Annotated in this window: 19 protein-coding genes, 1 tRNA gene and 1 other RNA gene; 18 read left to right on the top strand and 3 right to left on the bottom strand. The window is 31.5% G+C overall.

What is annotated here, in order from left to right; all coding sequences use genetic code 4:
- The 13 genes from rpsC to rplO are packed head-to-tail and all read left to right on the top strand — an operon-like array spanning nt 1 to nt 5,384.
- Nucleotides 1-651 (top strand): 30S ribosomal protein S3, encoded by a 651-nt coding sequence (gene rpsC / locus VBM86_RS02285; protein ID WP_323176677.1) that lies wholly within the window; start codon nt 1-3, stop codon nt 649-651.
- Complete coding sequence (rplP, locus tag VBM86_RS02280) at nt 651-1,073, top strand: 50S ribosomal protein L16 (RefSeq protein WP_257089304.1); 423 nt, start codon at nt 651-653, stop codon at nt 1,071-1,073. The genes rpsC and rplP overlap by 1 nt, the downstream gene beginning before the upstream one ends.
- Nucleotides 1,073-1,267 (top strand): 50S ribosomal protein L29, encoded by a 195-nt coding sequence (gene rpmC, locus VBM86_RS02275; protein WP_323176676.1) that lies wholly within the window; start codon nt 1,073-1,075, stop codon nt 1,265-1,267. The genes rplP and rpmC overlap by 1 nt, the downstream gene beginning before the upstream one ends.
- A 2-nt stretch (nt 1,268-1,269) precedes the next feature.
- Nucleotides 1,270-1,539 (top strand): 30S ribosomal protein S17, encoded by a 270-nt coding sequence (rpsQ, locus tag VBM86_RS02270; RefSeq protein ID WP_306428736.1) that lies wholly within the window; start codon nt 1,270-1,272, stop codon nt 1,537-1,539.
- Nucleotides 1,539-1,904 (top strand): 50S ribosomal protein L14, encoded by a 366-nt coding sequence (gene rplN / locus VBM86_RS02265; RefSeq protein WP_257089308.1) that lies wholly within the window; start codon nt 1,539-1,541, stop codon nt 1,902-1,904. The genes rpsQ and rplN overlap by 1 nt, the downstream gene beginning before the upstream one ends.
- A gap of 31 nt (nt 1,905-1,935) precedes the next feature.
- On the top strand, nt 1,936-2,259 hold the full coding sequence (gene rplX / locus VBM86_RS02260) for a 50S ribosomal protein L24 (protein WP_416099228.1): 324 nt from the start codon (nt 1,936-1,938) through the stop codon (nt 2,257-2,259).
- A gap of 1 nt (nt 2,260) precedes the next feature.
- Nucleotides 2,261-2,806, top strand: coding sequence for a 50S ribosomal protein L5 (gene rplE / locus VBM86_RS02255; protein WP_257089313.1), 546 nt, complete (start codon nt 2,261-2,263; stop codon nt 2,804-2,806).
- Nucleotides 2,807-2,809: 3 nt separating this feature from the next.
- A complete protein-coding gene (locus tag VBM86_RS02250) occupies nt 2,810-2,995 on the top strand; it encodes a type Z 30S ribosomal protein S14 (RefSeq protein ID WP_257089315.1) in 186 nt (61 codons plus the stop codon).
- A 2-nt stretch (nt 2,996-2,997) separates the two neighbouring features.
- Nucleotides 2,998-3,393 (top strand): 30S ribosomal protein S8, encoded by a 396-nt coding sequence (gene rpsH / locus VBM86_RS02245; RefSeq protein ID WP_257089317.1) that lies wholly within the window; start codon nt 2,998-3,000, stop codon nt 3,391-3,393.
- 5 nt (nt 3,394-3,398) lie between these two features.
- Nucleotides 3,399-3,938: a 50S ribosomal protein L6 gene (gene rplF / locus VBM86_RS02240; RefSeq protein ID WP_257089319.1), complete on the top strand. Its 540-nt coding sequence runs from the start codon at nt 3,399-3,401 to the stop codon at nt 3,936-3,938.
- Nucleotides 3,939-3,962: 24 nt separating this feature from the next.
- Nucleotides 3,963-4,313, top strand: coding sequence for a 50S ribosomal protein L18 (rplR, locus tag VBM86_RS02235; RefSeq protein ID WP_257089321.1), 351 nt, complete (start codon nt 3,963-3,965; stop codon nt 4,311-4,313).
- Nucleotides 4,313-4,942, top strand: coding sequence for a 30S ribosomal protein S5 (rpsE, locus tag VBM86_RS02230; protein WP_416234916.1), 630 nt, complete (start codon nt 4,313-4,315; stop codon nt 4,940-4,942). Before rplR ends, rpsE begins: the two co-directional genes overlap by 1 nt.
- A 7-nt stretch (nt 4,943-4,949) precedes the next feature.
- The gene (rplO, locus tag VBM86_RS02225) at nt 4,950-5,384 is read left to right on the top strand and encodes a 50S ribosomal protein L15 (protein WP_323176692.1); all 435 of its coding nucleotides are present in this window, start codon (nt 4,950-4,952) and stop codon (nt 5,382-5,384) included.
- 514 nt (nt 5,385-5,898) lie between these two features.
- On the opposite strand, the gene VBM86_RS02220 is transcribed toward rplO, so the two are convergent.
- From VBM86_RS02220 to smpB, 3 genes are all read right to left on the bottom strand, one after another.
- A tRNA-Thr gene (locus VBM86_RS02220) sits at nt 5,899-5,973 on the bottom strand.
- A 3-nt stretch (nt 5,974-5,976) separates the two neighbouring features.
- Nucleotides 5,977-6,361: a transfer-messenger RNA gene (ssrA, locus tag VBM86_RS02215) on the bottom strand.
- A gap of 7 nt (nt 6,362-6,368) precedes the next feature.
- Nucleotides 6,369-6,809, bottom strand: coding sequence for an SsrA-binding protein (smpB, locus tag VBM86_RS02210; protein ID WP_323176674.1), 441 nt, complete (start codon nt 6,807-6,809; stop codon nt 6,369-6,371).
- Nucleotides 6,810-6,976: 167 nt separating this feature from the next.
- Between smpB and VBM86_RS02205 the strand changes: the two genes are divergently transcribed.
- The 5 genes from VBM86_RS02205 (at nt 6,977) to VBM86_RS02185 (ending at nt 14,940) form a co-directional block, all read left to right on the top strand.
- Nucleotides 6,977-9,466, top strand: a complete 2,490-nt coding sequence (locus tag VBM86_RS02205; protein WP_323189729.1) for a valine--tRNA ligase — start codon at nt 6,977-6,979, stop codon at nt 9,464-9,466.
- Nucleotides 9,454-10,284 carry a bifunctional 5,10-methylenetetrahydrofolate dehydrogenase/5,10-methenyltetrahydrofolate cyclohydrolase gene (locus VBM86_RS02200; protein ID WP_257089337.1) on the top strand — a complete coding sequence of 277 codons (831 nt, stop codon included), beginning with the start codon at nt 9,454-9,456 and terminating at the stop codon, nt 10,282-10,284. The genes VBM86_RS02205 and VBM86_RS02200 overlap by 13 nt, the downstream gene beginning before the upstream one ends.
- 7 nt (nt 10,285-10,291) lie before the next feature.
- Nucleotides 10,292-11,137, top strand: coding sequence for an HAD-IIB family hydrolase (locus VBM86_RS02195; RefSeq protein WP_323189728.1), 846 nt, complete (start codon nt 10,292-10,294; stop codon nt 11,135-11,137).
- A gap of 143 nt (nt 11,138-11,280) precedes the next feature.
- Complete coding sequence (locus VBM86_RS02190; RefSeq protein ID WP_323188942.1) at nt 11,281-12,747, top strand: endonuclease; 1,467 nt, start codon at nt 11,281-11,283, stop codon at nt 12,745-12,747.
- A 93-nt stretch (nt 12,748-12,840) separates the two neighbouring features.
- The gene (locus VBM86_RS02185) at nt 12,841-14,940 is read left to right on the top strand and encodes an endonuclease (protein WP_323188943.1); all 2,100 of its coding nucleotides are present in this window, start codon (nt 12,841-12,843) and stop codon (nt 14,938-14,940) included.
- The last annotated feature ends 80 nt before the right edge of the window (nt 14,941-15,020 follow it).

The following is a 15,020-nucleotide window of genomic DNA, read 5'->3' as shown; positions in this document are numbered from 1 at the left end:
ATGGGACAAAAGGTTAATCCAAATGGTTTCCGTTACGGAATTTCAAAAGCTCACAACTCACAATGATTTGCAGAAAAAGCTAACTTTGGTTCATTCTTAGTTGAAGATGCTAAAATCTACAAATTCTTTGATAAATTAGTACGTCAATACCAAATTGGTAAAGTTGAAGTAAAACGTAACGCAAACAACAAAGTTACAGTTTTAGTTCACACAGCTAAACCAGCTGCTATGTTAGGTGCTGAAGGTAAAAACATTCAAGACTTAACATTAGCATTATCAAAATTTATTAAAAACAAAAACTTAAACTTAAATGTTCAAGTTTTAGAACTTAAAAATCCAGATTTAAATGCAAAATTACTTGCAGAAATGATTGCAACAAAATTAGAAAACCGTGAAAGTTTCCGTTCAGCACAAAAAATTGCTATTAGAAATGCAATGCGTGCTGGTGCTAAAGGTATCAAAACAGCTGTTTCAGGACGTTTAAACGGAGTTGATATGGCTAGAACAGAAGGGTACTCAGAAGGAGAAATGAAACTTCACACATTAAGACAAGATGTTGATTACGCTACAGCTACTGCTAGAACAACATACGGTGCAATTGGTGTTAAAGTTTGAGTATCATTAGGTGAAAAATTGGAAGGGGATAAATAATGCTTCAACCAAAAAGAACCAAATACAGAAAACCATTCATCCAAAGACACGACAAACGTAAAGCAACAAAAGGAAACAAAGTTTCTTTTGGAGAATTTGGTTTACAAGCTGTAACATCTGCTTGAGTAACAGCTCGTCAAATTGAATCAGCTCGTATTGCTGCTACACGTAGAATGGGACGTGAAGGGGAAGTTATTATCCGTATTTTCCCTCACTTTGCTAAAACATCTAAACCAATTGGTGTACGTATGGGATCAGGAAAAGGTACTCCTGAATTATGATATACAGCAGTTAAAGTTAATACAGTTATGTTTGAAGTGTCAGGTGTTGCAGAAGATGTAGCAAGAGACGCTTTAAGATTAGCTGGTCACAAATTACCTGTTAAATGAAAAATTATTAAAAGAGAAGAAGGAGATAAATAATGCTTTACAAAGAATTAAAAAACAAATCAGTTGATGAATTAAATACATTAGTTGAACAACTTAAAGCAGAATTATTTACTTTAAGATATCAAAACGTTACAGGTGATTTAAAAGAAACACACAAAATTGCAAACATTAGAAAAGACATTGCTAAAGTTAAAACAGCTTTAAATGAAAAAAAAGGAGCTAAATAATTATGGAAAGAAACTCAAGAAAAACTTTAGTTGGAACAGTTGTTTCTGCTGGTAAAACAGCAAAAACAATCATCGTAGCAGTTGACACATACAAAAAACACCCATTATATTCAAAACGTTACAAATCAACAAAAAGATTTGCTGTTCATGATGAAAACCATGTTGCTAAATTAGGTGACATCGTTGTTATTATGGAAACAAGACCATTATCAAAAACAAAACACTTCAGATTAGTTGAAGTTAAACAAACTGCAATCGAAGGAAATAACTAATGATTCACGAATTATCTAGAGCAAACGTTGCTGATAACTCAGGTGCTAAAGAAATTGGTGTTATTCGTGTTTTAGGTGGGTCAAAGAAAAAAACAGCAAACATTGGTGATGTTATTGTATGTTCAGTTAAAAAAGCTATTCCAAACGGTATGGTTAAAGAAGGACAAGTTGTTAAAGCAGTAGTTGTACGTTCAGCTTACGGAATTCACCGTGACAATGGTACATACATTCGTTTTGATGATAACGCAGTTGTAATTTTAAAAGAAGATGGAACACCACGTGGAACACGTGTGTTTGGACCTGTTGCTCGTGAAATTAGAGAAAAATACCCAAAAATCGTTTCACTTGCACCTGAAGTACTTTAATTTATTTATAAGGAGATAAGTTATGAATAAAATCAAATTCAAAGTTAATGATGAAGTTATGGTTATTGCCGGTAAAGATAAAGGAAAAACAGGTCAAATCGAAAAAATCTTACGTTCAGAAAACAAAGTTATCGTTAAAGGTGTAAATATTGTTAAAAAACACAACAAACCTTCACACCAAAACCAAGATGGTTCAATTTCAGAAAAAGAAGCTCCAATCCACGTTTCAAATGTTGCATATTTAGTTAAAAAAGCTACAAAAGATAAACCAGCACAAATCTCAAAAATCGGATACAAAATTGATGACAAAGGTAAAAAAGTAAGAATCGCAAAAAGAACACAAAAGGAAATCTAATATGTTAAAAAATGTTTATTTAGAAAAAGCAGTTCCTGCTTTAAAAGAAAAATACCAATACAAATCATCAATGGAAGTTCCAAGAATCGAAAAAGTTGTATTAAACATGACAGCTGGAAAAGAAATCAACAACTCAAAAGCTATTGAAGAAGTTTTAAATGAATTAACATTAATCTCTTCTCAAAAACCATACCAAACAACAGCTAAAAAATCAAACGCTTCATGAAAACTTCGTGAAGGTATGCCTATGGGTGGAAAAGTTACACTTCGTAGAGAAAGAATGTGAGACTTTTTAGACAAATTAATCAATGTTGCAATGCCACGTATTCGTGACTTCCGTGGAGCTAATCCAAAAGCTTTCGATGGAAGAGGTAACTACAACTTAGGAATTAAAGAAGAAATCATCTTCCCAGAAATCGAATTTGACAAAATCCGTAAAATCAAAGGGCTTGACGTTATTATTGTAACTTCAGCTAAATCTGACCAAGAAGCTAAAACATTATTAGAAGCACTTGGTGTACCATTCGAAAAAAAAGGAGCTAAATAGTTTATGGCAAGAAAAGCATTAATCGCAAAAGCTAAACGTCACCCTAAATTCTCAACACGTGCTTACACACGTTGTGAATTATGTGGACGTCCACACTCAGTTTTAAGAAAATACAAAGTATGTCGTATCTGCTTTAGAAACCTTGCACACGAAGGTAAAATTCCAGGTATGAAGAAAGCGAGTTGATAATTATGTTTATTACAGATCCAATTTCAGATTTAGTTGTTAGAATCAAAAACGCTAACATTAGAAAACATAAAACTGTTTCAATTCCATATTCAACTAAAAAAGAAGCTATTGTTAAGTTAATTTTAGAAGAAGGGTACATTGCATCTTACACAGTTTCAGGTGAAGGTGTAAACAAAGAATTAGTAGTTACATTAAAATACAAGAAAAACAAACAAGCTATCGTTGACTTTAAAAGAGTTTCTAAGCCAGGTCTTAGAACTTACGTTAAAGCAGATGAAATTCCTAGTGTTTTATCAGGTTACGGTACAGTAATCATCTCTACTTCAAAAGGATTAATGACAGGAAAACAAGCTAAGGAGGCTAATGTTGGTGGTGAAATCATCGCTTACATTTGATAATTAGTATGTCTCGTGTTGGAAATAGAGTTTTAGTTATTCCTGCTGGAACAGAAGTTTCAGTTAACGGTAACACAGTTACAGTTTCAGGAAAACACGGAAAATTAGAAAGAACATTTAGTCCATTAATCAAAGTACAAGTAGAAAACAACCAAGTTACAACAGTACGTGCAAATGAAAACAAACAAACAAAACAATTACACGGAACAACAAACGCTCTTATCGCAAACATGATCAAGGGAGTTTCAGAAGGATTCCAAATTGATTTAGAAATCAAAGGAGTTGGGTACAAAGCTGAACTTAGAGGAAATGAACTTGTAGTTAACGCTGGATACTCACACCCAGTTTCAAAACAAGTTCCATCAGAATTAAAAGTTACAGTTGCTAAACCTACAGAAATTTCAGTATTTGGAATTAGCAAAGAGCAAGTTGGACAATTTGCTTCAGTAGTTAGAGCAATCAGAAAACCTAACGTGTACTCAGGTAAAGGTATTTCTTACAAAGGTGAAAAAATTAGACGTAAAGAAGGGAAAACAGCTTCTAAATAATTTAGGAGTTGCTAGGTGAATAAAATGAAAGCAAAATCAAGAAACGCAGCTAGAAAAGTTAAACATGTTCGTTTACGTCAACACATTAGCGGTACAGCTACAAAACCTCGTTTAAATGTATTCAAATCACACCAAAACTTCTATGCTCAATTAATCGATGACACAAAAGGTGTTACATTAGCAAGTGTTTCAACACTTAAAAATGAAAAATACTCAGGAAACATCGCTGCAGCATCAGAATTAGGTAAATTAATGGGTGAAAAAATTAACAAATTAGGTATTACAGAAATCGTTTTTGACCGTGGTGGATACATCTACCATGGACGTGTTAAAGCATTCGCAGAAGCAGTAAGAGAACAAGGAGTTAAATTCTAATGGAAAACAAAAAAGAAGTTAAATTAGAAGCTGGAACAAAAGAAGTTACAGCAAGAAGACCAAGAACAGTTAAATCAGAAGCTACAGAAAACAAACAAGAACGTGCAAACAGAAAACCAATGAACAGAAGACCACGTCAAGCAGCTCCTAAATTCGAATCAGAATTCTCAGAAAAAGTAGTTGACATTGCTCGTGTTACAAAAGTTGTTAAAGGTGGAAGAAGATTCAGCTTCTCAGCTTTTGTTGTAGTTGGGAACAAAAAAGGTCTTGTAGGATTTGGACACGGTAAGGCAAACGAAGTTCCAGATGCTATCAAGAAAGCTGTTAAAGATGCACAAAATAACCTTGTTTCAGTACCAGTAGTTAATGGTACAGTTCCACATGAAATTACTGCTAAATTCTTAGCATCTAAAGTAATGTTAAAACCTGCTCCAAAAGGAAAAGGACTTATTGCTTCAGGAACAGTTCGTGCTGTTGTTGAATTAGCTGGATACACAGATATCGTTACAAAAACATATGGATCTCGTTCAAAAGCAAACGTTGTTAAAGCTACAGTTAAAGCGTTATTAAACATGAGAACTGTTGAAGAAATCGCTGAAATCAGAGACAAAGAAGTTAAGGATTTATAATATGGCAATTAAATTAAATACTTTAAAATTCACAGAAGGTTCAAGACCAGAAAAACACCGTAAAGGTAGAGGACACGCTGCTGGAAAAGGTAAACAAGCTGGTAAAGGACAATCAGGTCAAAACAAACGTAAAGGTCACAGATTAGGATTCGAAGGGGGTCAAACACCATGATTCCGTAGAATCGGAAAACGTGGATTTAACAATGTTAACCACGTTGAATACCAAGTAATCAACCTTGCTGATTTAGAAACAAGATTTAACGACGGTGATGTAATCACAATTGAAGCTTTATTCAGTGTAAACTTAATTAAAAGAAATATGCCTGTTAAATTATTAGGAAATGGTACATTAACAAAGAAATTAACAATCGATGTACACAAAGCATCAGCATCAGCTAAAGAAGCTTTTGCTAAATTAGGTGGAACAATTAACGAATTATAATTTCTAAATTCAATTAAACATATAAGACACTTTAGCTATTGCTAAGGTGTTTTTTTATTTTTGGCCTTCTTTATTAAAACATTAAAATTTCATTAAAATAACTGCTAAATTTTAACTTTTTGCAAAATATATAAACTATTTAAACAATGCAATTTATACAAAAAGAGGAATATAAACAAAATCAAGCAAATAGCTAAGAAAGTAGCACTTATCAAACTCTTTTACAACCTTGTCCTTGTTTTAGCTATTAGATAACTTGTTGGTATATTTAACCACAAGATACCGAAATTGTTGCAGCAACAAAAATAGATGATATTGCGCCAAATGGGATTAATATTTTAGTTATTTTCATACATTCCTTTTAATAATTGCATTAGATAACTTTGTTATCTATCCTTATTCTAAAAAATGTAAGTAAATTCTGAAAAAAGTAGGACTTAGTGATTGTTTTAAAAAAAAGACATTAAAAAAATCACAACTTCGATAGTCATGATGTTTAAATAGATTAATCTAATGGTGCCGCTTATGAGAATCGAACTCATGATGGTTGGTTACGAGTCAACTGTTTTACCACTAGAACTAAAGCGGCTAATGGTGGAGATAAGGGGAATCGAACCCCTGTCCACAAATTGAGCATGTTGCTGCGTCTACAGTTTAGAATACTTTTGACAACTGTTTTAATGATAAAGTATTCGAAAAATATTAAACAGTTTGGCTAAATTTCACATTAGTTTGCCAAAGCTAATGCTATCCTCTTAAAAGACCAACTTTAATATAGAAAGGAGCTACATTAAAGTCACCAGATTGCATTTAATTAAGCAAAAACTGGGTTTAAGTTGTTCATTGAGAACATTGCAAAGTTTGAAACTTTGTTTTCTTTTTTAACGTTTCCATTTAAGAAAGTCTAGAAGTAATTATAGTCTACCACACTACTGCAACAACAACACCCCAAAGTATGTCGAAACCATTATATCCCCATAATGATTATTTATATGAATTAATTAGCTTATTGAGTTTTTTATTAACTTCGTCTTTAATGATTTGTTGTCTTTTATCATACTTTTTAAGACCTTTAGCTAAAGCTATTTCTACTTTAATTCTTGATGAAGAATTAAAGTACATTTTTAAAGGTATGATAGTAAGACTTTGTGATTCTGTAGCAAATTTAATCTTACGAATCTCATTTTTATGAAGAAGTAATTTTCTATCTCTAAACTCATCTGCTTTTACGTGCATATATTGCTTGAAGTAAGCTTCCTTAAGATACATTTCACCTTTGTAAATTGAACAAAAGGCATTTGAAATGTCAATTGAATTAGCTCTAGCTGATTTTACTTCTCAACCAAGTAATTCAATTCCTGCTTCATATTTATCAATAATTTCATAGTTGTGATGAGCTTTTTTATTTGTGCTAATTATCTTCATACAATTAAATTTTACTATATTGTTTTATAAACATTTTATTTTTTCACTTATGTGCTACCAGTAAAAGGGGCAAGGAATTTTAGCAAAATTTATTATAATTTTAATAATTATTTATATAGATATTTTTTTAAGTAAAAATACCTTGAAATTATTTAAAGGAGGTATTAATGGACAAAATATATAATCACACGCTAGTTGAAAAAGACATTGATAAAAAATGACAAGCTAAGAAATATTTTCAAACTCATGATTTAGATAAAAAACCTTTCACTATTTTGTTGCCACCACCAAATGTGACTGGTAAGCTACATTTAGGTCATGCACTTGATGTTTATATACCGGACACAATTATAAGATATAAGAAACTTAATGGTTTTGATGTTATGTGAGTTCCAGGTATGGATCACGCCGGAATTGCTACACAATCAAAAGTTGAGGATGTTTTATTCCAATCAACAGGTCAAACTCGTCACGATTTAGGTAGAGAAGCTTTCGTTGATAAGATTTGAGAATGAAAAGCTGAATATGCAAACTTATTTAGACAACAATGATCAAAAATTGGTCTAGCACTTGATTATTCAGCTGAAAGATTCACACTTGATGCAGAAGCTAATGAAGCTGTTTCAAAAGTTTTCATTGACTTATACAACAAAGGTTTCATTTACAAAGGTGTTAAAGCAATTAACTGAGATGTTAAGTTACAAACTGCTTTATCAAACATTGAAGTTAATAATGAACCTACAGAGCAAAAAATGTACTACATCAATTATCCAATTAAGGGTTCAAACGATGTATTGACAATTGCTACTGTTAGAACTGAAACTTTATTAAGCGACGTTGCTGTTGTATTTAATCCAAATGACTCAAGATACAAAGATTTAGAAGGAGAAGTTGTAATTCACCCAATTACTAAAAAAGAATTACCAATCATACCTGATGAATATGTTGATATTGAATTTGGTTCAGGATTAATGAAACTTAGTGCACATGCAGAAGTTGATATTGATATTATAAAAAAACACAATCTTGAAATCAATGAAACAATTTCAAAAGATGGTTTAATTAACTATCCTGCATTACCTGAATTCCACGGTTTAGAAAGATTTGTAGCAAGAGAGAAGATTGCACAATTCTTACAAGATAATGGTTATATTCAAAAAGTTGAAACAACAATTTCAAATGTTGGTATTTCAGATAGATCTAAAACACCAGTTGAAATTTTAGTGCTACCACAATGATTTGTTAAAATGGAACACTTCAGAGATTTAATCTTAAAAGATTTAGATTCTCCAGAAGCTGTTAAGTTCTATCCAAAACGTTTTGAATTAACTATGCGTCAATGAATGGAAAATGTTTATGATTGAACAATTTCTAGACAGCTTTGATGAGGACACAGAATTCCTGCTTGATATGACCAAGATGGTAATATGAAAGTTCAAGTTGATTCACCAGGTGAAGGATGAGTTCAAGATCCAGATGTTCTAGATACTTGATTCTCATCAGGACTTGCTCCATTTGTGTTCTTAGGATGACCTCAAACTGATGAAAAACTAAAAAGATATTATCCAACATCTCTTTTAGTTACAGGTTATGACATTATTTTCTTCTGAGTAGCTAGAATGTACTTCTTTGGACTTGAATTTACAGGTCAAAAACCATTTGATAGATTACTGCTTCACGGCCTTATTAGAGATGCACAAGGTAGAAAAATGTCTAAATCATTAAACAATGGTGTTGACCCTATGGATATGGTTGATAAATATGGTTCAGATGCTTTAAGATGATTCTTAATCACAAATACAACACCAGGTTTAGATATTAAATTCTCAGACGATAAAGTTGAAGCTGCTTGAAGAGTTAATAACAAGTTATGAAACATTGCTAGATACATTAATGAACTAGAAGATAATAACAATGAAGCTACTGATGCAGATAAGTGAATATTAAATCAACTTAAAAACTTATCAGTTAAGATCGATTCACTTATTGATAACTATGAGTTTTCAATCATCGGTTCAGAAATCTACAAATTTATTTTCACAGACCTTAGTGGATGATATGTTGAATTCTTAAAGAGTTCATATTCTAAAAAATCAGCTCTTGAAGTCCTAAGAAAAACTTTAATTGTGCTTCATCCATTCTTACCATTCATAACAGACAGGTTATATTCAGAAATCTTTAATGCAGAATTATTAGAACAATTATGACCTAAATTTGAAGATGATCATTCAACTGATTATATAAACACAGTTATTGAAGTTGTAACTGAACTTAGAAAATATCGTGAAAATAATCAAATTTCTAAAAAAGAAGTTCTTATTTATTCACTTAAAAACGATGTTCCACAAGTTGCTATTGAGACAATTAACAAAATGGTATTTGCTTTATACTTAGATAATAACGATTACTTAATAGCACTAAATGAGAATGTTTTATTCATAAAACAATCAGATGAAACAAAACAAAGAAATAAAGAGCTCCTTTTAGAAAAAATTAATTTTGTTAAAGAAGAAATAGCTAGAGCAGAGCAACTTTTAAACAATGAAAGATTCGTTTCAAAAGCTCCTGCTGATAAAGTTGCTGTCGAAAAAGCAAAATTAGAAAAATATACAGATGAACTTAAAAAATATGAGGAGGAATTATCATGCAAATATTAAGCGGTAAAGAGTTAGCTAAACAAGAATTAGCTAAATTGAAACAAGAGATAATTGATCTTGATTTAGAAAGAAAATTAAGAATGGCAATTATCCAAGTAGGAGATAATGCTGCTTCAAACAAATACATAGCTCACAAATTAAGAGTAGCCGAAGATTTAGGGATTGAGGCTGAATTATTCAAATTTGATGAGGATATTTCTCAAGACAGATTACTTAAGAAAATGGACAGAATCAATGAAAAATTCGATGGAATCATTGTTCAGTTACCATTGCCTTCTCATTTACCAACTCAAGTTATTTTAGATGCAGTTCCATATGATAAAGACATTGATGGACTTACAACAAAAAATGAATTCAGATTATATAACGATACAGCTGACAAACACTTTATTCCAGCTACAGCACGTGGTGTTTTAGAATTAATGGAACACTATGGAATTGATGTAGAAAACAAAAGAGTATGTGTTGTTGGAAGATCACATGTTGTAGGAAAACCTCTTGCACACATTATTAAAAGAAAAAATGCTAACGTCTCTACATATAATGAAGAAACAGGAATTAAAGGTATTGAAAATGCAGACATATTAATTGTTGCAATAGGTGTTGCAAAATACATTAAAGCTCACAATGTTAAAGAAGGTGCTATTGTTATCGATGTTGGAACTAACTTAGATGACAAACTTTCAGCAGAATTATCAGGTGATGTTGACTTTGAAGATGTTAAAGATAAAGTAGCTGCAATTACACCAGTTCCTGGTGGAGTTGGACCTATGACTGTAGTTGCATTAATGAAAAACTTAGTTGACATTGTTAAATAGGAGATTAATGCAGAAACCTAAAATTATTTTTATCGATTTAGATGGAACTGCCTTAGATGGGCCAGAAGAAAAATTCTGAATGCGTAGCGCAACAGAATTTACTAAAAAAACACTTACAGAGTTAAATAAACAAATTCCAGTTGTGGTTGCAACTGGTCGTGGTTTAAGTGCAAAAACTTCTGATATTGTTAAAGGTTTAACAGGAGAAATTACATATATAGCTTGAAATGGAGCTGTTACAGTTGAGAATGGAAAAATTATTTCAGAGGAAATAATTGAACATGAAAAAGCACAGTTATTATTTGATTTAATCTCTAAAAACTTTGCTTTTGTAACAATTGATTCAAGTCACGTATATGTAAAGAACTACTTATATTACATTATTAAATTTGTAAATAAAATTTACAAAAACTTTTCTAATAAATTCAGATGAATTACAAATGCAAAACCATACAAAGACTTTAAAAACGATTATCCTATACACAAGGCTCTTTTATCTAGTTTATCAGCTAGAAAGGCTGCTAAATTTGCTAAAAGATGAAAAGAAAAATATGGACACATATTTGAAATAGCATTTGTTGGAGAAAAAAATAAAACCTTAGAAATTACTAAGATTGGTTCATCAAAAGGCGAAGCTGAAGTTGCATATTGCAAACTTAAGGGAATTGATCCTGAAGATGCTATGCACATTGGTGATTCAATGAATGATTCAACTACAAAAGATAAAGTTGGAACATTAATTGCAATGCAAAATTCAGTTCCTGAACTAAAGAAAATTGCTGATGAAATCACTGAATTCCCGTGCAATCAATCTGGACTTGCAAAGTATTTATCTCAATTTTTAGACAAGTAAATTTTTCACAAAATATGGAATAAATTTTCCATATTTTTATTTTTTATTTGTATAAAATTATAAGTAATATAATTTTTAAATTATATTGATACATAATACAACTAAAATAATAGAAATTTTTAACCTTATTTTAAGGAGGAAAAATGAAGAAAATTTTTAAAAAATTATTTTTAACATCAAGTTTAGCGGCTAGTGCTATTTTACCGATGGTTTCACTTTCATGTAATAAAACAGGTGATAATGCAAGAAAAGAAATTGTTACACCAAAACCAGTTATTCCTGCTACACCAGCTGAGGTTTCATTAGAAAATGCAAGCAATGTATTTAAACCTATCGAAATTCCTGCTACTTCAAAAGATCAAATCTTAACTTATTTAAAAGATGGAAATAACAAATTCTTATACTTCATGAGAAATACAAATGAAATTGGTTTAAACAGAAAAACAGGACCAGCTGTTGGGGCATTATTTGAAGAAGCTATTAATGCTAAATTCCATCCAGCAAACTTTGAAGAACCAATTTTCACATACAAAAGTACAGATAGACCAAATGGTGATATTAACTTCCAATTTAATGCAAGTACAAATGAATTAACTTTAACATACAAAGCTGCAATTAACACAGGTGCTGCTGATAATAGTGGATATGAATTTTCAACTAAAACATTCACATCAAAATTTACTGTTTTCTTTAAGGAAGCACAAACTACAACAACACCAACAACAGGTGGAAACACAGGTAGTTCAAATATAACTATTACACCAGTAAATTCAAACTACTCATACAACTATGATTCAAGCAATAATTACTATGCATCAGCTAACGGAAAAAGCGGTGCAGAATTATATGCTGCATTATTAAAAATTCAAAAAGCACATTTATCAGGTGTTAGAGAATATAAATATATTCCAGGTTTCTACCAATCAAGCAACTCACCATTCAGAGATATTTACTTTGAAAAAGATAACACAATGTTAGATATTTATTCTGAAAACCCAACAGGTACAGATCCATACACATATAGATCTTACCCAACAAGTAATAATGCTTCTGGTGAGAGCTATGGAATGAACAGAGAACACGTTATTCCTCAATCTTGATTCAGTAAAGAATCACCAATGGTTTCAGACGTTCACCACATTTATCCAACAGATATTAAAGTAAACGGAGTAAGAAGTAACTATCCTCACGATTTAGTTGCAAATGCTTCTGCTAGTTGAACATCAATGAACGGTGGAAAATTAGGGACAAACTCAATTGGTATGACATCATTTGAACCAATCAATGAATTCAAAGGTGACATTGCTAGATCATACCTTTACTTCACTGTAACTTACAATGACAGAAACTTAGCAGCTACATCTCAATCAATCTTCACAAGAACAGCACCTTACATTAAAGAACACTACTTTAATACTTTTGCAAACTGAACAGCAACTGATCCAGTTTCTCCATTTGACGTTGCAAGAAATAATAAAATTGCTGCATTTGAAGGTGGATTAAGAAACCCATTCATTGACTACCCTAACTTATTAGAAAGCTTAGTTGGATCAAATCCTAAACCATTCACAAACTTAGGAGTACTTGTTTCAGCTACACAAAAGAATTAATCAAATAGGCCAAAATGGCTTATTTTTTTCACATTTTGTGAAAATTAAGGCTATTTTCTATCACTTTTTTAAAAAAGTGATAATAGTAAAGGTATGAAAAAGTTTTTAAAACCATTATTAGTATTATCATTATTTGTTACATCTACATCAGTATTATCAACTCAATGTTCACAAAAAAATCCAGAACCATCAAATCCAGTTGATGCTAACCCGACACCAGAACCTAAGAAACCAGTTACAGATCCAATAACTCCACCTATTTCAAATCCAAACACTGAACCATCAAACCCAGATCCGGTAGAACCTGAGCCAGAACCAACTGATCCACAACCTGAACCAGATCCTACTCCAACACCAGAACAACCAAAAGAACCCGAACCGGAAGATCCGGATAAAGCAGAGGATAGTGTTTATACAGGACAACCTATAAACGAATACGAAATACCTGATGCTTCAAACGTAGTTACTAACCCAATGTCTTTAACAGAAGAAAACAAGCAAGCAATTGTTTCAGGATTAAGTGCACAAGATGCAAAACTTGTCTTCAATGCTGCTGATAACACACTTCGCTTGAACAACACAAATAATACATTTGTTGCGATGTTAAATGATGACGGTATTTTTCAAGAGTTTAAACTTATTAATAAAGCATTTGCAGGAAACGAAATCACTAATGAAGAAATTACAAGCAACAAATTAATAGATGTTGATTCATTTGATGCACAAACAAACACAGTTGTAATTAGTTATAAAGTTACACAACCAGCTAATGGTTATATTGCAGTTGGAAGCAATGTGTATACTTCAACATTTACACTTGATTTTTCAGGTAACGTGGCTAAACCAGGTGAAAAGGATATAACAACTTTATATAACAATATTTTAGTTTCATTACCACTTTCAGGAGACTTAAAAACACAAGTTTTAGCTAAGTTAAATGCTCATGAAAATATTGCTTATATGTATACAGACAGAACAGTTGGATTAGATAAGAAAAAAGGACCAGCATTTCTTAAATTCAAATCAGAATTTGAAAACGATGAGTTCCAATTAGTAAATGATGTAGAAAAAGAATTTACATACAAAAATAAGAAATATCCAAATAGTTTCTTAAATTATGAATATAATGCACAAACACAAACACTAACAGTTAAATATAAATTAACAGTTAGAAATGAAGATAAGACATTTGACTACTCAAATGACAATTTATACACATCTGTTGTAAAACTTAACATTATTGAGGAGTCATCTACAGAAGAACCAGTTAATGGAAGTGATAATCCATCAACTCTACCATCATCAGGAAATGGCGCAACACCATCAAATCCAAATCCAGAACCTTCACAACCAACTCGACCAATTACGGTTAATGGTTTAAGATATGATGCAAGTAATAATTACTATGCACAAGCTGATGGTAAAATGGGTAATGAGTTATATGATGCATTATTAGCGATTCAAAGCAGACACTTTGGAGGAGTTCGCTCATATGGTGCTTTAGGAACATTCTATGATCAATATAATGCATTTAAAGATAAATATTTTGAAAAAGATAATACATTGTTAGATATTTATTCAGAAAATCCAAATGGAAGAGATCCATATACATTCCCTGATTTTCAATGAGGTGAAAGATCATCTGCAAGAGATGAAGGGCAAGGGACAAACAAGGAACACTTAATTCCACAATCTTGATTCAACAAAGAATCACCAATGGTTTCAGATGCGCACCACGTTTGACCTACAGATATTAAAGTTAATGCAAATAGAGGTAATTTTCCTCACGATAATGTAAGTGATGCAACTAAAACATCAAGAAATGGTGGAAAATTAGGAAGAAACTCAATTGGTGAAACAACATTTGAACCAATAGATGCATTCAAAGGAGATATTGCTAGAGCATATCTATACTTTACAGTTACATATAGAAATAGAAACTTAAATCAAAAATCAAATTCAATATTCTCAAGTACTAAACCATACATTAAAGACCACTATTATCAAACATACAAAAACTGAGTTTCAACAGATTCAATTTCACAATTTGATATTGATAGAAACAACGAAACAGCTAGATACCAAGGTGGATTAAGAAATCCATTTATCGATTATCCAGACCTTATTGATAGTCTTGAAGGTAGAAAACCATTTGTTAATAGAGGTATTTTAGTAGGTTTAGAAAATAGTTAATTAAAAAAGCAAAATAAAAACACCCTAGCCTGAGTTTCCAAGTTAAAAAGGGTTAAAAAACGAAAACACCTATAAATAAG

It is taken from the genome of Mycoplasma sp. 21DD0573 (assembly GCF_034863425.1).
Classification (GTDB): Bacteria; Bacillota_I; Bacilli_A; order Mycoplasmatales; family Metamycoplasmataceae; genus Mycoplasmopsis.
Note: the sequence above shows the minus strand (reverse complement) of the source record. Positions and strands in the feature narration are given on the sequence as shown.